Raw genomic sequence first — 19,786 nt, forward strand, 5'->3', positions numbered from 1 at the left:
ATCAAAAAAAGGTTGATGGTCTAAAAATTGCCTTAGCAGAAGCTAAATCTAATTGTAGTGATTCAAAAATTAAGCAAGATTTAGCTGATGAAATTAAAGAAACTAAAGATAAAATTTCTGAATATAATTTAGAATTACAAGAAGCAAAGGCAAGTGGTAAAGATAATAAGGTCAAGAAATATCAAAGTAAGATACAAAAAGAAGAGCGTAAATTGGAGTCTCTTTTACAAGAGTTATCTGAATTAGGCTAGAATGTATACAAACACTTAAATAGGGGCTTCCAACGCGCAGCATTTTTATTGTGCGTTGATTTCGGTGGTTTCAGTGTCATACGGTGAGATGGAAATTAAAACGGCCCTAAGCGAATGAGCCGTATTGCAACTGGAAGGCCTTTAGCCTTTAGAAGTTTCAAACAATTGGATTACGCTTTCTACGGCGTTGCTCATTGCTTGCTCATTTTCAAGTTTTCCTGAGCCAGCAGGTCCAAGAGCCTGAGAATATAAAGTAAGTTGTTTTTCAAAAGGTAAGCCTAACTGATCGTAAAGGTTTTGTCGTATTTGCGCATGTTGTTCCGGTTCCTGGCTTGCAAGGTTGACAAGGGTTTCATAAATAAGCGTTTTCATGGGATGTCCTTTTTATAATAGTTAACAGGGCGCATAAGATTCTAGCTGGTAATTGATGACAATTCTGGTGCAACAATCACATAACAAACTGTTAAAAAGTGAGATTTGCAACGTGTAGTATCTGGGAACCCAATTGAATTAATTGTTTACGGTGTTATAGATCAAGTGCATTTGTATGTTGTTTATGCTTGAATCCATTATTATCAATGGATTGCAATAAAATGGGTCTGAACTATGAAAAAATTTTCTGTGTCATGTAAATGATCAGGAAAAGGTAAGGCGCTCATTTTTACTGTGGCCAATTTGGGTGACACTAGTGTTTTTTTCTTTGTAGATTTAAAGGGATTATTATGAAATCCATGGTCGGCCTTAAAGCCGTGGCAATTTTAGAAGGGGGCAAAGGTGTACTCTCTCTAGTTGTAGCTATTGGCTTACATTTTCTTGTTGGCGATAACTTGCAAGAATTAGCAGAATCCATAGTTAGGCATACTCACCTAAATCCAGCGAGTCATCTCCCAAGTATTTTCATTACGGCAGTGAGCGAACTCTCTAATACCAATATTAAGCTTATCTCTTTAGGTGCGTTAGCATACTCTTTCATTCGTTTTGTAGAAGCTTATGGTTTATGGAAATCGTATGTTTGGACTGAATGGTTTGCTTTGTTGAGTGGTGCGATTTATCTGCCTTTCGAAGTATATGAAATGGTTGTGCGTCCAAGCATGCTGGGAGTGAGCATTTTCGTTGTAAACATCATTGTCGTGACTTACATGGCTAGAGTTGTTTTTATGAAAAAAAGAATGAATGTCAGTAGATGATTGCTCTTGTTGATGAGGGGAGGCTTAATTGTCTAAACAATCAGTTAGAAATGATACGATACAAATTTTATGGAGCAAGAATGTATTTATTTAAGAAGATTATAATAATAATAGCTTTAATATTCTTTACTATTGGTTGCTCTAGTCAATCATCTATTAATAATTCAAACTATAATAGATTGTGGGGCGATAAATATTATCAAGAAACGATTAAAGGCGTTTATATTGATGATGATTACTCAAGGTTGATTCTTCTCGGGGGAAAGCACAGTTATATTATAAACTCGAATGAGCTGATGAGCTCATACCTTGAAACGAAAGAATTTATAGATATTAGATTCAATTTAGCATCTCTCGTGTTAGATGAAAATAGCCTTTTAAAGGGGAAGCTTTCTCTTAGTGGGATGACTCAGGTACCTACTCACGTTGATAGTGAGTTAACCAGTAAGTTAGAGCGCTTAGGGATTATACAATATTATGATCACACAGGATTGATATCAGGAGTAGAAAGCACGGGATGGCGTTTAATACCAAGAGACTTTTATTTTGAAAGTGAACTATATGAAGTTGATGGTGAGCTTCCATTTAAAATGCTAGATACACCATTGTATGTGAAAATCCAAAGTTTAATACCAGATTCAACTGCAGTGAAAGTTGGTAAAATATTAGTTACACCATTTTCTATCATACTAGATGGGGTGGTAGTGTTATTTCACTATATAGCGATTATACCCTATGCCATTGCTATTTATTATAATGGTTATTCCATATAAGGATAGTTTAACGGTTTTTTCATAAACAAGCCGTCATTGACTGAGCCAAAAAATCAGGCAAAATGTTTACAAGATGCACAACCTCGCCCACTCGGCGGGGTTTTTTTATGCCTGTCATTTGGGGGTGACAATGTCACTAGATAAAGCCACGATTGCTATCGCCACTGGCACTGGAACGACGGTCGGAGTCAGTGCTGCTAAATCTGCGCAAAGTGCGCAATCTTTGTTAAATTCCAGTATTTCACAGATATTAGCGGGTGATTACACACTCTACGGCTCTGATATCGCTACGATAGCCGGTATCGTTATGGGCGCTCTCGGTATTGTGGTTACGCTCTATCGTATCCGCGTCATTAAGCGACTCGCCAATGCGTTATAACAAGCTGACTACGGCGTTAATCGCTGCTGCTATCGGTATAACGGGCAGTTTTGAGGGTTACAACCGCATAGCATACCAAGATAGCGGGGGAGTGTGGACCGCGTGCTGGGGCGAAACGCTTAATATCAAACCCGGTGACGAGTTTACGGATGAGCAGTGTCAGGTGATGTTTATTCAGTCTCTCAACAAACACAACGCCCCACTTGAGAAAATTCCCCAACGCTTACCCGCCCATGTTCACCTCGCTTCACTGGATATGTCTTACAACCTCGGCACTGGCGCATTTAGCCACAGCACAATGTATCGCTACCTGCAGAACGCTGACTACCCAAATGCCTGCATGGAACCTAATCGCTGGGTTTATGTGCGCATCAACGGTGAGCTCCGCAATTGCCGCGATCCGCAGTGGAACTGCCGAGGGATTGTGACTCGCAGAGAAGTCGTGACCCAACTTTGTCTTGGGCAGATATCAATTAACGATGCGCTTATAAGGCTAGGTCAGCTTCCACTTGATAGTGAAATCATCGAACAGCTCAATGCGCACTAGTCTCATCATCACCGGTATTTTCGGGGTAATCCTTGTGTCTATGTGGATACAGCTCAAAGCACAACGAGCGGAAATCATCATGCTCAGTGAAAGAGCCGCGATCGCAAGAGCGAATTTTCACGTGCAGCGCACAATCAATCAGCAAATAAGTGACGATCGCGAGCGCATGAGTCAACTACTCACTGAAAGAGCGCAGCGAAATGCGCAAGAAAAAGAGAGTCTACGTAATGAAATCACACAGCTTAGGGACGAGATGGCGGGTAGTCGCTGCGTTGTCCCTCCCACTGTTACTGAACGCTTGCGCGAGCCCTATTAAACCAGACCCTATAGTGGTTACTGAATACATTCTCCCGCCAGAAGGATTAATCCTTCCATGCTATAAGCCGTAAGTGATTGGGACATGGCCAGAAGTCGTTACTGAAGATATTCCGAGACTGAAATCAGCGCTCAGCGAGTGCGCCGCTCAAGCTGATGAGTATCTCAAGTGGAGAAGCCTCAGAATAAACCAGGCTGAATGATATTGGCGCACAAGAATAGATATAACAGGAGCCATTCGGGTAGTGGCTCCGATTATGTTTAACACGAGAGCTACAAAACTGATGAAAGCAAAGCGCACAGGCAAAGTTAACGCTGTTATTGGCTATAACGGCCAATCAGCCCGGGTAAGACTCTCGTCGGGTGAGCGTATCTGCATTCCAACTACCCATCGTCCGGTTATAGGGGATTGGGTAGTAGAGGGAGAGCTCTCTAACGAGCAGCCAAGAAAGAACTAAGAGAGTGACATGTCAAACAACTGGGAACTATTACAAAAGAAATTCGAAGTTGCCCACGCGAGAACTGGCATATCGGCAAAAGAGTGGTGCGAAACTCAAGGGCTCAATTACAACTCCGCACGTCGCTACATCAAAGTACGCAAGACTGCGCACGATGAAACTGCGCAGCGCACTGCGCAAAACGCAAGAAAACACTCTGCGCAAATTAGAAATGCGCAAAGTGCGCAAAAAGCAGATCAGAAAAAAGTGACGCGGAAAAATGGTCACAAACAAAATGACACACCGTTGCAACCTCAAAAGAATGCTAACGAACATGACATGGGATTGGGTGAACGAGATGAAAGTGGTCGTTTTCGCCCAGGCCATAAAATATCAGTCGGTAACGCTGGCAATCCAAATCCCAGTAATTCAGCAGAGCCAGGCAATGCGAGAGCAAGAAAGCATGGCATTTATGCTAAGTATTTCAAAGAAGAAGAGCTGGAAAAGTTCGATGCAGCCGCTATTGCTGATTTACAAGATGAGCTGGAGTTGTGCCGCGTCCGTTTGCAGTCGGGAGCGGAAGCACTGGCTCAGTGTATGAGTGACATCAAAAACGCCAGCTCAATTGAGGATAGAGTGTCACTTTATGAGTCTTATGCGCGGATCGACAACGGAATGGCATCACTGACAAGCCGGATTGAATCTATCACCCGCACGCTTTCAGGATTGCGGATAGATACGGTTAAAGTTCCTCATATCGTCGCTGACACAAAACGCGTCGAGAATGCTGCTCGCAAACTTGGCCTTGAGGCTGACAAGATAAGCAACGAAGGTAAAGGCGATGATACACCGGTGTCACAAATTCTTGATGATATTCGCGCCATGGGCAGCGATGGTTTGATGAGCAAACTGCAATGACACATCAGTTTGAAGATGTTTCAGACGCGGAACGTCTCGAGATAGAAGAAAAGCTCAGAGATAAATGGTGGCGTCTCGATAATCTCTACATGATCGAGAATGAGCAAGGGCAGTTAGTTCGCTTCCGACTTCGGCCTGCTCAGCGGCTCCTCTTTGAGATGATGTGGTACCTCAACATCATTTTAAAAGCGCGGCAACTTGGTTTCTCGACGGCGATTGATATTTATCTGCTTGATGAAGCGCTTTTTAACAATAACTTAAAGTGCGGGATCATCGCACAAGATCAATCCGCGTCCGGTGAGATTTATCGAACCAAGATTGAGGTGCCGTTTGATAACTTGCCAGCTTGGCTTAAGACGCGATTCAAAGTCAAAAGCCGACGCTCAGGAACAACGGGAGGCTTCATTGTCTTTGAGCATGGCTCTAGCATTCAAGTGGCTACATCCTTTCGTTCAGGCACGGTTCATCGTTTACACGTTTCAGAGCATGGCAAAATCTGTGCTAAATACCCCGCGAAAGCGAAAGAGGTTCGCACCGGTACGCTTAACGCGGTTCACCCTGGCTGTATCGCTTTTATTGAGTCTACTGCAGAGGGCGTGGGCGGCGACTTTTACACGATGACGATGAAGTCGCTTGAGATGAGTCGCAGTGAAAAGCCGCTGACACAGTTGGATTGGAAGTTTCATTTCTTCGCGTGGTGGCAAGATCCAAAGTATCGTGCCAAGGTTCCTGAGTCTGGGCTTGTTATGAGCAAAACTCAGCGAGAGTACTTTGATGCTGTCGAGGACGCTATGAATTGTGTCATCGATGATGAGCAGCGCCAGTGGTACGTGTTGAAAGAGACCGAGCAGCGCGATGAGATGAAGCAAGAGTTTCCGTCTACGCCGCTTGAAGCTTTCTTAACGTCTGGTCGAAGAGTCTTCGATTCACTTCATACCATGCAAGCCGAAGGCGATACGATGAATCCAATCATCATCTACGATATCGAGCCAGTAACGGGCAACATGGTTAAGGCTAATAAGCCAGAAACCATGGACGAACAAGGGCAAAACTCAGTCATGAACATGCTGCTGGTTTGGGAGCTGCCCGAGAAGGATGAAGATTATGCGATGGGTATCGATATTGCAGAAGGCCTTGAGCACGGTGACCGCTGCAGTCTTGACGTTGTTAAGCGAAGCACTGGCGAGCAAGTGGCCCATTGGTACGGATATCTCGATGTCGAGCTTTTTGCACAGCTCGCAGCGCACATCGGTAAGCTTTACAACTGGGCTTATGCAGGACCAGAGCGAAATAATCACGGCCATGCCTTTATCCTTGAGTTTAAAAAGCACTACAAAATCAGCCGTATTTACTCTGAGCAATACATTGATAGAGCGGATGAAGATGAAACCGTCAAGCTTGGCTGGCTCACAACCAAGTACAGCAAGCCAATTTTAACCGAGGGATTAAAAACCCTACTTCGCAATCGTCAGTCCGGGATCCGCTGGATTGGCACAATCAGCGAGATAACCACTTACGTCTATCAAAAAAATGGCTCAATGGGCGCTCAAGAAGGCTGCTTTGACGATCAGGTCATGAGCTATGCCATCGCTCAAGAGATGCGAGCAAGAATGCCCGTCACTTACCAAGACACCCCAATTCAACGCGACAAATCTAAACACTGGATGGCGCACTAATGAAAAAAATCGAACAACAAAAGCTACTCAATATTATGTCGGATATTGATGCTCAGCCGAACTGGCGAACCAATGCAAACAAAGCGTGCGCGTACTACGATGGCGATCAGCTAGCGCCGCAAGTCGTTGCGGTACTTAAAGAGCGCAATCAACCAATGACTATGCACAACTTAATCGCGCCAACTGTCGATGGGGTTTTGGGGATGGAAGCTAAGACGAGGACGGATCTGCTTGTCCTTGCTGACGATCCGAGTAAAGAGTTTGATGAATTGGCTGAGGCTATTAACGAACAGTTCAAGGATGTGTGTCGGTTAGCCAAGTTAGATAAAGCAAGATCAGAAGCTTATGCGTCACAAATCAAATGCGGCTTTGGCGCGGTTGAAGTGTATCGCAATGAAAATCTCTTTGGTCCCAAATACAAAATCAAAAACATACCTCGCGATGAAATCTATTGGGACTGGTTATCAAAAGAATCGGACTGGTCAGATGCTCGCTGGGTAATGCGCTGTCGCTGGATTGATGTTGATGAGCTAATGACGATAGTCCCAGATAAAAAAGACATCATTAAAAATGCCGCGAACGGCTGGCATGGGTTTGTCGAGACCAATCTCATTGAGGGGATGGACGCTAATCTTGTCAATGCTTATGAAGAGTTTAAAGGGTACAGTCGCCAGCAAACAGAATGGCTCTCTCAAAACCGTAAGCGTATCCGATTGCAAGTGATCTACTATCGGACAATGGAGCGAAAACCAGTAATAGAGTTGCAAAATGGGCGCGTGATTGAGTTTGATAAAAACAATTTAATTCATGCCACGGCGGCAGCAATGGGTAAAGCGAACGTTCGTATGGCTCAAGTAAGCCGGATCATTGAAAGTTGGTATGCAGGCCCACATCACTTAGGCGATAAAGATTGCGATGCACCGCAAGGCTTATTTCCTATCGTTCCGTTCTTTGGTTATCGCAAAGATGCCAATGGTGAGCCTTACGGCCTCGTCGCTCGCGCCATACCCGCTCAAGATGAAGTTAACTTTAGACGCATTAAACTCACCTGGCTTTTGCAAGCGAAGCGCGTTATCGCTGACAAAGATGCAACGAATATGAGCCGTGAAAAGGTGCTAGATGAAGTTGAACGAGCGGATGGCTATATCGAGCTCAACCCAGACCGTAAAAACAACAAATCTGTTGCTGAGGCTTTTAGAGTTGAGCAAGATTTTAATATCGCTCAGCAGCAGTTTAATGTCATGCAAGAGTCGATGAAGCTCATACAAGACACCATGGGCGTTTATGCGGCATTCCTTGGTCAAGGCCAAACCAGTCAGTCTGGCGTTGCTATTGCTAACTTGGTGGAGCAGGGCGCAACAACGCTTGCTGAGATTAACGACAACTACCGCTACTCGTGTCAGTTACTGGGTGAGCTTATTCTTAGCTACCTCATTGAAGACATGAAAGGTAAACGCAATGTGTCGATCACCATTAATCGCGATGATCCGCGAAAACGTAAGCAAGTCATTGTCAATCAAGAGACCGAAGAAGGGTTAACGAACGACATTACAAAACTAAGAACGCACATTGCCCTTGCGCCAGTGCAGCAAACCGCAGCGTACAAGCAGCAGCTTGCCGATCGCATGATGCAAATCACGGCGCAGATGCCACCGGAAGTGCAAGTCGCTGTTATCGACCTCGTTGCTGAGCTTACCGATATTCCAAACAAAGCAGAATTCATTGACAGGGTGCGTGATGCAATCGGCATTCAGAAACCGCAAGATGAAATGAGCGAAGAAGAAATTGCCGCAATGGAGGCGCAACAGCAGCAACAAGAGGTACAAATGCAGTTGGCTATGCGTGAGATGGAGGCGAAAGTGCAGAAGCTAGAAGCAGAAGTACAAAAATCCATGGCAGTAGCTGAAAAAGAACAGGCCGCGGCTAATTCAGCGCGTTATCGTGACGCGAAAACGCAAGCGGAAACAGGCAAGCTACTGCAAGAGATCGAACGAATGGACCAAGAATTGCAGCAAATTCGCAATCAATGGGCCACCATGATTGAACAGCAATTGGATGCGCTGACGTTGTAATTGAATGCCGCCGAAAAGTGGAGTACATTTTATCCACGATGTGAAGCCTCGCCCTTAATTGGTCGGGGCTTTTTTGTTTCTGTCGTTAAGCATTCTTTCGAGAGTGTTTAACCGCACAGACAGCGATACGTCTACACAGGAGAAAGCACGAATGACAATCAATCTAGATAATTTAACTGGCAATGAAACCCCTGAAGAGCTGGAAGCGCTGCTTGATTCCATCGATGGTGTTTTGGATGACGATTCAGAGCATGACGATGACGATATTGAGTTAGACGACGAAGGCTCTGATGGTCGCTCTGATACTGACTCAGCCGATAGTGATGCTGCGGACTCGGCAACCGCACAGGATGAAGAGCAGCAGGAACAGCAAGAAGAGCAAAAGCCAAAAGGCGTGGCTGCAAAAGATGGCGAGCACGTTATTCCTTATGACGTGTTAGAGCGTGAGCGCCAAGAAAAGCAGCAGCTCAAAGAGCAGCTTGAAACGATGCAGAAAAAGCAGAGCGATTGGGAGCAATCTCAACGTTTACTTGAGCTTCGTAACAAGCAGTTGGAAAAGCTCGGTGTTGAACCTGAGGACTTGCCCGAAAACTTATCTGTTTCTGATGAGCAGCTTGAAGCATTGATGGATGATTACCCAGAGATTGGTAAGATCTTGAAGGTCATTGTCGCTAAAACAAGCGCAAACCAAGTTGTCAAACCAGAGCCTACCGAGCCAGATGTTAACCCCGTTGTTGATGTGATTGAGCAAAATGCCGATTTATCCGCATGGCGCGATCAAGGTGGTGAAAGCTGGAATAAAGCGGTAGAGATTGATGAGCAGTTACGTGCCGATCCGCAATGGGCAGATAAACCACTGGCAGAGCGCTTTGCCGAAGTGGTGAGTCTGACCAAGGCTGCAATGTCACCGCCAACTCCGGATAAAGCCCCAGAGCTGAGCGAGCAAGATATTAAAGCTAAAGCCGAAGAGGTAGAGCGCAAAGCGAAAAGTGCTCTGCCTTCTTCACCTAGTGCCATCGGCTCAACCAGTAAGCATCAACCATCAGAGCTTGAACAGTTAGCAAACGCTGATACAGAAAGTTTGATGGTGATGATGCAAGGTAAGAGTCAGGCAGAAATTGAAGCATTGCTTGAAATGGCTGGCGTGTAGACGCCGTAATCCATTACCCCGTTCGAAAGAGCGGGGTTTTTTATGTCTGGAGTTTAGAAAATGACAACAATTACTAAGCAACAAGCGCGTAAGATCCAAGAGGTTGGTCTATTTACCTCAACCCTTCGCGCTCGTTCTTTCGTGAACATGCTGACGGAAGAAATCCCCAAATCAGCCGTGCCGGATAAAAAGGGCATGGAGAAGCAAACCAGTGCTCATGCTCCTATTGTGCGTGTGACAGACTTATCAAAAGGCGGCGGCGATACCGTCGATATGCAGATTGTTCACCACTTGAATAAGCGTCCTACCATGGGCGATAAGAAAATCGCAGGGCGCGGTGAGTCGTTGGACTTTACCAACTTTGAGCTGGGCATTAACCAAGGCCGTCACCAAGTTGATGCCGGTGGTAAAATGTCTCAGCAGCGTACAACGCATGATTTACGTAAAACTGCCCGTACATTGCTCGGCCCTTATTTCAACAACCTGCAAGACCAAGTTTCTATCATTCATGCCGCTGGCGCTCGTGGTGATTACTTTGCTATCGATAGCATTGTGCCGCAAGAGTCACATGAAGAGTTTGCTGAAATCATGGTCAATGACGTACTACCGCCAACCCACGATCGTCACTTCTTCGGCGGCGACGCGACTCGTTTTGAAGATCTTGACGAAGCTGATGTGTTCTCAATGGAGTCAGTTGATAACCTCAACCTTTTTATTGAAGAGATGGCAAACCCACTGCAACCCATTCGTTTTCAGGCTGATGAGCTTGCCGGTGATGAGCCTTTCTATCTCCTGAATATAACACCGCGCCAATGGGATAGTTGGAAGAAAACATCAAGCTATAAAGATTGGCAGCAATTGGTTGCCTCTGCGCTAAATCGCGGTCGCAACTTTAAACATCCTGTCTTTGCCGGTGAGTGCGCGATGATGGGCAATATTCTTGTGCGTAAGTACAAAGGCATGCCAGTCCGATTCAATCAAGGTTCGAAAGTCAAAGTGTCGAATAACGACAAGTTGGCAACGGTGTCTGAAAAAGAAGCCGGTACTACTGTTGATCGCGCCATGCTGATGGGTGGTCAGGCTTTAGCAACAGCTTGGGGTAAAACTCAATCCGGCAACTCTTTCTCGATTGTCGAAGAGAAAACGGATGCGCAGAACCGGACCGAAATTACGATTGGTTGGATGAACGGTGTTAAGAAAATCCGTTTCGCTGACAAAACAGGTCGCGTGAATGATCACGGTATCATCGTTCTCGATACTGCGGTCAAGCTTGGCTTTTAATTGATGGGGCGCATGTCGCCCCTGTGGAGTAAACACTATGGCTATTCATCAAGCCCCAAGCATGCGTGACCGCATTTATGTTGGTACGCATGGCAACGTTTCACTGGCTCAAGTTAATGTCGCTCTCGCTGCGATTGCTGCCAATGATGAGGTTCAAGTGATTGAGCTGGAAATTGGTATGAAGATCACCGGCTTTCGCGTGATCACGTCCGGCGTTGGCGCTGGCGTTACTGCTGATATTAAAGTCGGTAGAAAAGTAGTTAAAGCTGGCGTGGCTCTGTCCGCTGCCAAAGCTGAGAGCATTCTCATTCCAACGGAATACACAGAAAGCAAGCAGCCTTTATCGCTGGTCATTAAAGGCGGCACCGCAAATGGCACAGTAACGCTGGGTGTGGAATACCTAGCCGAAGGTTACTAACCAACCCAGTCAAAGGAAAGGCGGCATAGTCCGCCTTTTTGTTTTGGAGAGAAACTATGTCAAAAGTTCAGATTGTTTATATCGGGCCCAAAGAGCGCAAGCGAGACACCATCACTGGTAGTCGCCAAGTGTTCCCGCGCTTAAAGCCCATTGAAGTTACCGAAGAGGCTGCGGCTATCCTACTGCGCTTTGAAAACACCTTTGTGCATGTTGATGAGCTCGACGGCAAGCTTAAAGAGCATGAAGAAGCCGAAGCCAAAAAAGCAGCGCTTGAAGAAGAACTCAAGAAGCAAGCAAAGCTAGAAGCGGAGCAAGTTTCGTTCTTAGTCAATATTGGTGGTGAAGACGTTGATATTTCTAAGTTAGCGGCCGCGAAAATTCATACTCACATCGTTGCTGCGGGTCTTGATATCAAAGGCCAGCAATCCGGTGAAAGCGCTGATGATTATCGTAAGCGTGTTCGCGCTGAACTAAAAGGGTAAGCCATGAAACAAGTTCCGGTATCCGACTTTATTCCTTACCTAAGAAAGCTGGTTCCGGTGGACATTCCACTGGTTGCGAGAGAAGCGTTGGTTACTGCGGCTATACGCTTTTGTCGTGATACGCGGATCTTGATTTTTGTTAGTGAACTTGATTCTGTCTTCGATCGCCAGATAGTGAAAGCCGTTAGCAAATTGGCTGAGAGCAGGAGCACTGATGGCGGCATTAAGGCGTGCGATATTATCAGCGTAACGTCAAATGGCGAGTCGTTAGAGCCAGCGACGGATTATCACCTTATATCGCTTGATGAGCTTAGGTTCTTATCAGACTATCGAAACGTAATGATCACCTCTATCGTTGAGCCTACCCTTGATACCAAGTTTTTGCCTGAGCAACTCTTTACCGATTGGCTTCATGCGATTTGTCACGGTGCAGCAGCCCTGATTTGTTCATGCCCAGGTGCGCCGAAAGACGTTGCTAAGTTGAGCCTGTATCACGAGACCAATTTTGTTGAAGCGATAAATCACGCAAAACGCTGGCGAATGGAATCGGCCCTCGTTGAGACTATCCCTAATCGTCGTAACCGAAAGAGAGAGTTCTTCTAATGAAAGCAATGGATCTAATCAATCGAGTGGCAGAGGAAGTTATCGATACTAAATTTAAGTTTTGGAGTAAGGAGTATCATTTATCTAGCCTCAATGATGGGTTATCTGCATTAATCATGGTTCGTCCCGATCTGGCAAGGAAGATAACAGAAATCAATTTAACACCAGGTCAAATACGAGTGGTGTTGCCAGAGCAAGCTTATAAGCTTCTCTCTGTAAACCATTGTGGTGGTTACTCATTACAATATATTGATATTGATCGGCTCAATCAGAACTATGAGCGCTGGCGAATGATGGAAGATGAGCAACCGACAAACTGGACACGAAATGAGTTAGATGAAACCTCTTTCTTTGTATTCCCCAAGCCGACTATCCCCATTTCCCTTGAGTTTGAATATGCAGAGAAGTTGAGAATAACGAATATTGATGAACCAGTGCCAATCCCAGAAGTTTATGAAGCATTGCTTTTTCATTACATGACTTATCGTGCCTACTCAAAAGAGGGACAGCAAGAGTCACAGCAAGCCAAGGCTCAATCTCATTACCAAGCATTTCAGATGGCGTTAACCGGAAAATCAGACTCTGACTATCAAAAAGCGGCCCGACTTAAAGCGAGTGAGCGGGCCCTATCATGATGATAGCCGTTATGGCAGCTAATTTTGGTTTCAATATATGCTTATAGATATTTCCATGATGCGCGGTGAAATCCCTCGTCTTATGCCGCACTTATTACCCAATGAAGCAGCAACAATTGCAACAGACTGTCAATTTGAGCGTGGAGTTGTCGAACCATTAAAATCTGATTTGCTAATCGCCTCTCTCCCCCAAAGGCCAGTAACACTCTTCAAATATCACGATAAGTGGCTGCAATGGTCTCGTTTAGTTAATGTGATCAGGAATCCTATGGCTCAAGATGAATGGGGACGGATTTACTGGTCAGGGCAAGGTAAACCTAAGGTATCATCGAAAGATATCATTACGGGTTCTAACGGGATCAATCCGCAAGCTTGGTACGATCTAGGTGTTCCAGCGCCTAATTCACCTCCCATCGTCACTAATATTGATGACTCAACAGGCGAAGAGCCGCCAGAAGGTGAGCTCGACAGTTATGATGATGAAGATAGAGTCTACATTCAGACTTTTGTGACTCGGTTTGGTGAAGAAGGTAAGCCTGGTGAACCCAGTAAAGCAGCTTTAATCGAGAAGCCCAGATCGACGGTCACAATTCAGTTATCACAACTTACGGTGAACACGCACAATATTACACACACTCGCTTATATCGTTCAGTTACGAACTCTGGTAACGCTGAATATGTCATGGTAGCGGAGTTGCCTATTTCTCAGCAAACATACAAAGACAGCACAAAGGATGCTAATGGTCCCATCCTAGAAACGTGGGACTACGATTTGCCAGATGAGAAGATGCAGGGACTTTGTGTAATGGCTAATGGAATATGCGCTGGCTTTGCTGGCAATGAAGTTCGTTTTTCGGAAGCGTATTTACCGTATGCTTGGCCTAAGTCTTATAGCCTCACGTCAGAGTTTGAGATTGTCTCGTGTGTTGCAATTGGTAACGCTTTGGTTGTGGGTACCAAAGGTAATCCTTATCTATTCACCGGTGTGACCCCTTCGGCCATTACCGCTACTAAGTTAAACAGTGAACAAGCGTGCGTATCAGCAGAGTCAATGGTGGCAATCAATGGTGCTGCGGTTTATGCCTCACCTGACGGTTTGGTATCTGTGACTCAAGATGGCGCAATGCTCATCACCGAACAGATCATTGCTCGTGAAATATGGCAATCCTTTAAGCCTGAAACGATTAGAGCTTGGGCTAATGAAGGTCAATATATCGCGCTTTATGATGGTGGTGGATTTGTGTTTGATTTGACTGGCGGTCACTTCACTCAGATTAGTAACATATGGCATGCAGCTTATGCCGATCTAGAATCGGATAAATTGTTTATCGCTAAAGATAAAACGCTGTATGCGTGGAAGTCAGGCTCTGATTCACTCTTATATAAATGGCAAAGTAAAACATTTGTTGTTCCCAAACACTCGGTATTTTCATCGATGAGAATCGTTGCTGATGATCTTGAAAAAGTTTCTATTGATGTGTTTGTTGATGGAGAAACGATCCTCTCTTTGAATGAAGGCGATCTTGAAGATGAGCTATTTAGATTGCCAGCAACCAGAGGTAGCAAAGTTAGCGTTAAAGTTGGTGGTCGTTCTCGTATAGAGCGGATCATGATGGCTAGCACGATGTTGGAGCTGAGCTAATGAGTCGTTCTGGATTCAGAGCGGGAAGAGATCAATCCAGCCTTACAGAAAACATCGAGTTATTGACTGGACAACGTGGTGATGGTGGAAGTAAAGCCGTAACGTACCGAGACCTAGCCAAGCTCGGCGTTTTAACCTTGCGAAGAGGATCGGGTGGTAAAGTTATTCCTGAAATCGCTAAACCAGATCATGGTGGTGGTAACCATGGAATATTAAGACCCACTCAACCTCAAGGTGTTTCAGCCTATGGTGGATTTGGCTCTATTTTAGTGAAATGGGAGAACCCGACTTATGCAGGCCATGCTCACGCTGAAGTGTTCAGAAACTCCGAAAATGTACTTGCAGATGCGACTCTGATTGCCACCGTTAACGCGAATGTTTTTAGCGATATAGTACCTGTAGGAAGCGGGTTTTATTATTGGATTCGATTTGTCAACGTGAACAATATTCAAGGCGCACATAGTACGCCTGCGTTTGCAAAAACCAGCTCAAATATTAGCGATGTGATTGATGAGATTGGCGAGCAAATGCGTGAGTCTGTGTTAATCAAGTATTTGGAAAAAGAGATCAACCTCGTTGATGAATCGCTTAATGAAGAGACCAAAAAGAGGCTCAGTGAACAAGCAAAAATAAATGAAGCCATAAAAAACGTTTCTGTTGAGACCAATAAAAATAAGTCGGAGATCCGTGAGACTCAGAGAGTCGTTTCCGATATCAATTTAGGTTTATCGCAAAAAATATCTACAGTAGAGTCTCAAGTAGGTGAAGTGAGTTCAGCTGTACAGTCAAATTCACGGGCAATATCAGAAACCAATCGCTCGTTATCTCAGCAGATTAATACGGTGCAATCTGAATTAAAAGGCACCAAATCCGCCGTTCAGACGAACACCAATACAATAGCGCAGATAAATAAAGATGGTACTACGGCTTTTAAATCCATGTGGTCAGTAAAGGCTCAAGCGGGTCAGATAACAGCTGGTATTGGTATTCTTGCGAAGAGTGATGGCACTAGCCAAGTCGCGGTGAGCGCTAGTCAGTTTTTTGTCTTTGACCCGAAAAACCCTAACGCAAGTATTACTCCTACCTTCGCGATTGATAAGGGAAGAGTGGTCATTCCGAAGGCTCTGATCGAGAATGCGACCATTCAGATACTTCAAGCCCAAAAAATTACTGCTGATTTTGTTCGAGCTGGCGTAGCGATTTCATCGCCTAAAATTAACGGTGGTCAGGTGAGAGGTGGTGATGCAGGGTTTGGATCAGGGGGGCCATACAGTGGCTATCGAACCTTCATTCATAGTAATGGATTATTGCAAACCAATCATCTTCAAGCCAATGGTGGCTACATAAACAACGTTCTTGCCCAAAATGTCACTATTGCTGAGAATTGTACGATAAGGGGTCACCTGGATGGAGCTAGCGGAACGTTTAAAGGAACGGTACAAGCAGACAAAATTATTGGTGATATCGTGGGCGCAGCTCCTGTACGTCTTTCAAAATCCGTAGTAAATGGTCTCAATGGACGCTGGACCAGAATAGGCTCTATATCAGGGAAAAATAATCTTGGTGGTAGAGCGAGTCTAGTTATGATCCCAGCGTTATTCTCGGTTAGTGTTTCTTCTGGTTCTTCCACTCAAGCATCGACTATAGGGAGATGTAGAGTGATTTTTAATGGTTCGGTATTGGCTATGTCTACTGCAGATTTATCAATAAGTGGTAAACCTTATGCGACGGGGACTCGGGAGTTCAATGCCCCTCCTGTCATTGTTGAAGTGGAACCAGACCAATCATTTTCACTAGCGATAGAAATAAATGCGGGGCATAACGCAAATGGCAGCTCTATCAAGGCAATTTCTGACTCAATTGTGCAATTATTTCGAAGGGGTGCCTCTTTTAACTAATCAGCCCTACTCAAAATGGCGCGATCGCCTGTTGCCGATCATCGAGCAAACCGAGCAGCGAAATGATCACGAGTTTGCTAACCAAGTTGATGAAGCTCTGCTATCAGGCAGGGCTTCTTTGTTTCTGGTGGAAGATGGTTTTTTTGTATTAGAGCCATCTTTTATTGAGGGAGAAATGGCCGTGTGCGTTCTGTTTGCTTACAGCTTTAATAAAGGCTCGTCAGCCATCTATTTACCTGTGATGGAAAAGCTAGCTAAAGAGGTGGGCGCAAAAAAACTGTTGTTCTGGACAGCAGTGAAAAAACTTCATAGCGTGCTGGTTGCGCATGACTTTCAAAAGATAGAAAGCGGCCACATTGACCGCTGGGAAAAGGTGATTTGAATGGGCGGCAAGAAAGACAAAGTGAAAGAAACACCCCAAGAAATTGCTCAAGCAGAGATAGCCAGTAAGCAGTGGGCTTTGTATCAAAATGAACTCAAGCCCTTTGAGGATAACTTCATTCAGCGTGTTGATGGCTTGAACAATAAAAACAATATAGATAAAGCGAAGGCTTCAGCAGATTTAAGTTACAACCAAGCTTTTAGCCAATCCAGAGGTGAGGCGGCTACCGGTATGGCTGCGGCTGGCGTTGACCCGAGTAGCGGTAAGTTCAAACAAGCGATGAGTGATATCACTCAAGATCAAGCGCTAGGACAGGCAGATACCGTAAACCGAGCGCAGTCTAGTCAGCAAGACAAATACATTGCGGGTTTGTCGGATGTAGCCGCTATCGGCATGGGGCAGCAAGCCACGGCGATGGCAGGACTTGCAGATGTGGCCAGCTTAAGCCAAAACAAAGCCGCTAACGATGCCTACAACTCGTTTAACCGGCGCAGTGCTAATCAGCAATTTGTTGGCGCGGTAGGCGGCGCAGGTTTGAGAGGCTATGACGAGTGGCGAAGAAGTCAGCCTCAAGTACCGTCCACATTAACCAATGACACACTCAATAGAAATACGCCGAGGTAATCATGAGCTACTCATCAAGCACTTATGCTCGTATTCAAAGAGAGCAATATGACGACTGGTTGAATCGTTTTTACCCCAAACAAAAAGAGCTGATGACCAAAATGCAAGATGGCTCTTTACTGAAAGAGCAGCTTGGTCGAGTCGATCAGAACATGCAATCAAGCATTCAAGCTGCAGAACTGGGTAACGCTAATCGTATGGCACGTTATGGTTTAAGTGATGTTAATGGCGGTGTTAACAATGCTAAAGCCGCGCTTGGTACTGTGGCTGCAAAAAATGGCCTGCGTGATTACGAACGCGAGCGAAGCATGCAGGTATTATCAGGCTCCGGCATGGGAATGAATCAATGAGTAACTACAGCTTATTAAGCCTAGCGCAAGGGACGAAAAACAATGCACTAATGGGATTGAGAGATGCAGCGAATAATGAGGAGCGGCGAAATCAAACGAACCAACAACTAAAGCAGGCGCACAAGCAACAAACACTGGGTAATGCTGCTACTGGTGCGGGGATCGGCATGATGGCAGGTGGACCTGTTGGTGCTGCGGTGGGAGCTGGCGTTGGCTTAGTGTTAGGAGGACTTTTCTAATGGCGTTAGATACCAGAGGGATTGCCGATGGTTTTATTCGTGGTTTTGAAGCAGCGGATGGCTATTACAATCGACAAAGGGCAATGGGCCTTCGTGAAGAAGACGCACGCATGCGCAAAGAGAGTCATGAAGTTGGGCTTAAAAGTATCGATCAGCAAATGCAATTGCGCGAGTCTCAAGAGCAGAGAGCGCAAGGTCAGTATGAACATAGCTTGAGGGCGTATGATGATCAGCAAAAGCTAGCCACTCAACAAGAAAAAAGAAATCAAGAGGCTCACTCTGCCAATATGGGCTTAAAAGAGGCAAGCACAAGCTTACATAAATTCAGGCTTGAGCACGAAAAAAGAGCCGCTTTTATTAGTGAAAACATGCCATTAATTCAAGCAAAGTGGCAAGACTTGGCTAATGGTGGTGATGATTTCTCTGTATTTGACGCTCCTGAAATTAAAGGCTCTGCTTATGACCCCCGTCGATACCTTGATCCTAAACTTCAGCAGGCCAGAGAAGTGATTGAGGAAGGGATGCAAAATGCAGACGGGATACAGGGTTTCTTTAGCGATCCGAAGGCAATTGAGGCGGTCGGTGCTTTCTATGAACCCAACGTAAAGCAGGTGATAGGAACAAAATCAGCAGACGGTAGAGTGATTAAAAATGCGAAACTGGGTGGCGTTCATCTTGCTCAAGATATCAGCCCAGACATTCCAGGCGATCAGCCCGGCATTGTCATGTCTATTGATGTCGATTATGGCGATGGCAAGTGGGCTCGAAAGCCCGTAACGGAAAATCGCTCATCGGCTCAAGATGATTTTGTAAAAGTGATCCCGCTTGAACATGCCATGCAAGATCTGATGGGGCAGATGAAGTACGCCAAGATGGCGACATTTACCAATGCTTATCAGCAGCGCTTTGGATCTGGTGATAATGGCTTAAATCAAATGGACGCTGAAATGAGAAAGGCTTTATTGGAGATAGATAAAGCCGAGGCAAAAGCGCTTGAGGCTGGCGAGTTAACCGCAGAGCTGCAGCAGCAATACAACGGCATTCGTGAGCGAATTACTCAGCGTTACTCATCGGGAAGCGCCAGCAATAACCAGCTCAATACTACGCAGGATCAAGCTGTTAACCCAGTACAGCAATGGGCGAACGATGAAAACAAGCAAGCCTTTCTTTCTGAGCTGAGTGAGGTAATGCCACTGGATGGCGTGCCGATAGAAACTATTGAGCAGATATACCAAGACGTAACGCAGGAAAAGCGAGCTTCAGAACTAGAGGAGTTCTTACGCTCGACCAAGGACATGACCGTTGAGCAGGTTCGTAAGGCGGCTGCAGAAAGGGGGCTTGATTATGACGAGCAAGCGAATGCTGTTAGTCAAGCAAGGCGTAACGAATATCTAGACAGAACGCCTGATGTGATTAGAGATTTACCTCAGGCAATTGCGGAGAAAGCCTCTCAATTTGGGGCAAACCGAGCAAACCTAGAAACGGGTAAGGTTGTACCAAGACCATTCTAGAATTCGCCTCAAAATA

Annotated in this window: 24 protein-coding genes; 23 read left to right on the plus strand and 1 reads right to left on the minus strand. The window is 45.4% G+C overall.

The genetic code is table 11. The features are described 5' to 3' along the window. Positions 1-251, plus strand: a 251-nt coding sequence (locus CAG60_RS04890) for a DUF1090 family protein (RefSeq protein ID WP_161438413.1), incomplete at its 5' end; no start/stop codon positions are given. 141 nt (positions 252-392) lie between these two features. Here the strand turns inward: CAG60_RS04890 and CAG60_RS04895 are convergent. Further along, the gene (locus CAG60_RS04895) at positions 393-623 is read right to left on the minus strand and encodes a PAS factor family protein (RefSeq protein WP_161438414.1); all 231 of its coding nucleotides are present in this window, start codon (positions 621-623) and stop codon (positions 393-395) included. A 350-nt stretch (positions 624-973) separates the two neighbouring features. On the opposite strand from CAG60_RS04895, the gene CAG60_RS04900 reads away from it, so the two are divergent. The 22 genes from CAG60_RS04900 (at position 974) to CAG60_RS05000 (ending at position 19,770) form a co-directional block, all read left to right on the plus strand. Next, complete coding sequence (locus CAG60_RS04900; RefSeq protein WP_161438415.1) at positions 974-1,438, plus strand: DUF2127 domain-containing protein; 465 nt, start codon at positions 974-976, stop codon at positions 1,436-1,438. Then, entirely contained in the window at positions 1,435-2,211 is a 777-nt protein-coding gene (locus tag CAG60_RS04905; protein WP_161438416.1) for a hypothetical protein, read from the plus strand. The genes CAG60_RS04900 and CAG60_RS04905 overlap by 4 nt, the downstream gene beginning before the upstream one ends. 130 nt (positions 2,212-2,341) lie before the next feature. Then, entirely contained in the window at positions 2,342-2,590 is a 249-nt protein-coding gene (locus tag CAG60_RS04910; protein ID WP_161438417.1) for a hypothetical protein, read from the plus strand. Beyond that, positions 2,580-3,137: a lysozyme gene (locus CAG60_RS04915; RefSeq protein ID WP_161438418.1), complete on the plus strand. Its 558-nt coding sequence runs from the start codon at positions 2,580-2,582 to the stop codon at positions 3,135-3,137. The genes CAG60_RS04910 and CAG60_RS04915 overlap by 11 nt, the downstream gene beginning before the upstream one ends. Then, positions 3,127-3,453: a hypothetical protein gene (locus CAG60_RS04920; RefSeq protein WP_161438419.1), complete on the plus strand. Its 327-nt coding sequence runs from the start codon at positions 3,127-3,129 to the stop codon at positions 3,451-3,453. Before CAG60_RS04915 ends, CAG60_RS04920 begins: the two co-directional genes overlap by 11 nt. A gap of 73 nt (positions 3,454-3,526) precedes the next feature. Further along, complete coding sequence (gene lysC / locus CAG60_RS16860) at positions 3,527-3,655, plus strand: Rz1-like lysis system protein LysC (RefSeq protein WP_443275511.1); 129 nt, start codon at positions 3,527-3,529, stop codon at positions 3,653-3,655. 264 nt (positions 3,656-3,919) lie between these two features. Next, complete coding sequence (locus tag CAG60_RS04925) at positions 3,920-4,807, plus strand: terminase (RefSeq protein WP_161425790.1); 888 nt, start codon at positions 3,920-3,922, stop codon at positions 4,805-4,807. Then, positions 4,804-6,483, plus strand: a complete 1,680-nt coding sequence (locus tag CAG60_RS04930; RefSeq protein WP_161438420.1) for a terminase — start codon at positions 4,804-4,806, stop codon at positions 6,481-6,483. Before CAG60_RS04925 ends, CAG60_RS04930 begins: the two co-directional genes overlap by 4 nt. After that, positions 6,483-8,555, plus strand: coding sequence for a portal protein (locus tag CAG60_RS04935; RefSeq protein WP_161438421.1), 2,073 nt, complete (start codon positions 6,483-6,485; stop codon positions 8,553-8,555). The genes CAG60_RS04930 and CAG60_RS04935 overlap by 1 nt, the downstream gene beginning before the upstream one ends. Before the next feature lie 151 nt (positions 8,556-8,706). Next, positions 8,707-9,705, plus strand: coding sequence for a hypothetical protein (locus CAG60_RS04940; RefSeq protein ID WP_161438422.1), 999 nt, complete (start codon positions 8,707-8,709; stop codon positions 9,703-9,705). A 60-nt stretch (positions 9,706-9,765) separates the two neighbouring features. Beyond that, the gene (locus CAG60_RS04945; RefSeq protein ID WP_161425786.1) at positions 9,766-10,986 is read left to right on the plus strand and encodes a phage capsid family protein; all 1,221 of its coding nucleotides are present in this window, start codon (positions 9,766-9,768) and stop codon (positions 10,984-10,986) included. Positions 10,987-11,023: 37 nt separating this feature from the next. Next, positions 11,024-11,404 carry a hypothetical protein gene (locus tag CAG60_RS04950; RefSeq protein WP_161438423.1) on the plus strand — a complete coding sequence of 127 codons (381 nt, stop codon included), beginning with the start codon at positions 11,024-11,026 and terminating at the stop codon, positions 11,402-11,404. A 56-nt stretch (positions 11,405-11,460) separates the two neighbouring features. Further along, the gene (locus tag CAG60_RS04955) at positions 11,461-11,886 is read left to right on the plus strand and encodes a hypothetical protein (RefSeq protein ID WP_161425784.1); all 426 of its coding nucleotides are present in this window, start codon (positions 11,461-11,463) and stop codon (positions 11,884-11,886) included. Positions 11,887-11,889: 3 nt separating this feature from the next. Further along, a complete protein-coding gene (locus CAG60_RS04960) occupies positions 11,890-12,489 on the plus strand; it encodes a hypothetical protein (RefSeq protein ID WP_161438424.1) in 600 nt (199 codons plus the stop codon). Continuing rightward, positions 12,489-13,124 carry a phage adaptor protein gene (locus CAG60_RS04965; RefSeq protein WP_161438425.1) on the plus strand — a complete coding sequence of 212 codons (636 nt, stop codon included), beginning with the start codon at positions 12,489-12,491 and terminating at the stop codon, positions 13,122-13,124. Before CAG60_RS04960 ends, CAG60_RS04965 begins: the two co-directional genes overlap by 1 nt. Positions 13,125-13,161: 37 nt before the next feature. After that, complete coding sequence (locus CAG60_RS04970) at positions 13,162-14,766, plus strand: hypothetical protein (protein ID WP_161438426.1); 1,605 nt, start codon at positions 13,162-13,164, stop codon at positions 14,764-14,766. Next, positions 14,766-16,664: a phage tail tip fiber protein gene (locus tag CAG60_RS04975; RefSeq protein WP_161425780.1), complete on the plus strand. Its 1,899-nt coding sequence runs from the start codon at positions 14,766-14,768 to the stop codon at positions 16,662-16,664. Before CAG60_RS04970 ends, CAG60_RS04975 begins: the two co-directional genes overlap by 1 nt. Then, complete coding sequence (locus CAG60_RS04980; RefSeq protein WP_337247087.1) at positions 16,648-17,046, plus strand: hypothetical protein; 399 nt, start codon at positions 16,648-16,650, stop codon at positions 17,044-17,046. Before CAG60_RS04975 ends, CAG60_RS04980 begins: the two co-directional genes overlap by 17 nt. Then, the gene (locus CAG60_RS04985) at positions 17,047-17,670 is read left to right on the plus strand and encodes a hypothetical protein (RefSeq protein WP_161425779.1); all 624 of its coding nucleotides are present in this window, start codon (positions 17,047-17,049) and stop codon (positions 17,668-17,670) included. It begins immediately after the preceding gene. Positions 17,671-17,672: 2 nt separating this feature from the next. Continuing rightward, positions 17,673-18,020, plus strand: coding sequence for a hypothetical protein (locus CAG60_RS04990; RefSeq protein ID WP_110167294.1), 348 nt, complete (start codon positions 17,673-17,675; stop codon positions 18,018-18,020). After that, entirely contained in the window at positions 18,017-18,259 is a 243-nt protein-coding gene (locus CAG60_RS04995; protein WP_161425778.1) for a bacteriocin, read from the plus strand. Before CAG60_RS04990 ends, CAG60_RS04995 begins: the two co-directional genes overlap by 4 nt. Further along, complete coding sequence (locus CAG60_RS05000) at positions 18,259-19,770, plus strand: hypothetical protein (protein ID WP_161438427.1); 1,512 nt, start codon at positions 18,259-18,261, stop codon at positions 19,768-19,770. The genes CAG60_RS04995 and CAG60_RS05000 overlap by 1 nt, the downstream gene beginning before the upstream one ends. The last annotated feature ends 16 nt before the right edge of the window (positions 19,771-19,786 follow it).

The sequence above is a fragment of the Vibrio sp. V33_P6A3T137 genome (assembly GCF_009904835.1).
GTDB lineage: Bacteria > Pseudomonadota > Gammaproteobacteria > Enterobacterales > Vibrionaceae > Vibrio > Vibrio metschnikovii.

Coding starts and splice junctions, on each gene's coding strand:
- CAG60_RS05000 (WP_161438427.1), top strand. CDS start 18,259: ATGGCGTTAGATACCAGAGGGATTGCCGATGGTTTTATTCGTGGTTTT.
- CAG60_RS04985 (WP_161425779.1), top strand. CDS start 17,047: ATGGGCGGCAAGAAAGACAAAGTGAAAGAAACACCCCAAGAAATTGCT.
- CAG60_RS04960 (WP_161438424.1), top strand. CDS start 11,890: ATGAAACAAGTTCCGGTATCCGACTTTATTCCTTACCTAAGAAAGCTG.
- CAG60_RS04975 (WP_161425780.1), top strand. CDS start 14,766: ATGAGTCGTTCTGGATTCAGAGCGGGAAGAGATCAATCCAGCCTTACA.
- CAG60_RS04900 (WP_161438415.1), top strand. CDS start 974: ATGAAATCCATGGTCGGCCTTAAAGCCGTGGCAATTTTAGAAGGGGGC.
- CAG60_RS04995 (WP_161425778.1), top strand. CDS start 18,017: ATGAGTAACTACAGCTTATTAAGCCTAGCGCAAGGGACGAAAAACAAT.
- CAG60_RS04910 (WP_161438417.1), top strand. CDS start 2,342: ATGTCACTAGATAAAGCCACGATTGCTATCGCCACTGGCACTGGAACG.
- CAG60_RS04920 (WP_161438419.1), top strand. CDS start 3,127: ATGCGCACTAGTCTCATCATCACCGGTATTTTCGGGGTAATCCTTGTG.
- CAG60_RS04930 (WP_161438420.1), top strand. CDS start 4,804: ATGACACATCAGTTTGAAGATGTTTCAGACGCGGAACGTCTCGAGATA.
- CAG60_RS04915 (WP_161438418.1), top strand. CDS start 2,580: ATGCGTTATAACAAGCTGACTACGGCGTTAATCGCTGCTGCTATCGGT.
- CAG60_RS04940 (WP_161438422.1), top strand. CDS start 8,707: ATGACAATCAATCTAGATAATTTAACTGGCAATGAAACCCCTGAAGAG.
- CAG60_RS04990 (WP_110167294.1), top strand. CDS start 17,673: ATGAGCTACTCATCAAGCACTTATGCTCGTATTCAAAGAGAGCAATAT.
- CAG60_RS04935 (WP_161438421.1), top strand. CDS start 6,483: ATGAAAAAAATCGAACAACAAAAGCTACTCAATATTATGTCGGATATT.
- CAG60_RS04945 (WP_161425786.1), top strand. CDS start 9,766: ATGACAACAATTACTAAGCAACAAGCGCGTAAGATCCAAGAGGTTGGT.
- CAG60_RS04905 (WP_161438416.1), top strand. CDS start 1,435: ATGATTGCTCTTGTTGATGAGGGGAGGCTTAATTGTCTAAACAATCAG.
- CAG60_RS04950 (WP_161438423.1), top strand. CDS start 11,024: ATGGCTATTCATCAAGCCCCAAGCATGCGTGACCGCATTTATGTTGGT.
- CAG60_RS04925 (WP_161425790.1), top strand. CDS start 3,920: ATGTCAAACAACTGGGAACTATTACAAAAGAAATTCGAAGTTGCCCAC.
- CAG60_RS04970 (WP_161438426.1), top strand. CDS start 13,162: ATGCTTATAGATATTTCCATGATGCGCGGTGAAATCCCTCGTCTTATG.
- CAG60_RS04955 (WP_161425784.1), top strand. CDS start 11,461: ATGTCAAAAGTTCAGATTGTTTATATCGGGCCCAAAGAGCGCAAGCGA.
- CAG60_RS04895 (WP_161438414.1), bottom strand. CDS start 623: ATGAAAACGCTTATTTATGAAACCCTTGTCAACCTTGCAAGCCAGGAA.
- CAG60_RS04965 (WP_161438425.1), top strand. CDS start 12,489: ATGAAAGCAATGGATCTAATCAATCGAGTGGCAGAGGAAGTTATCGAT.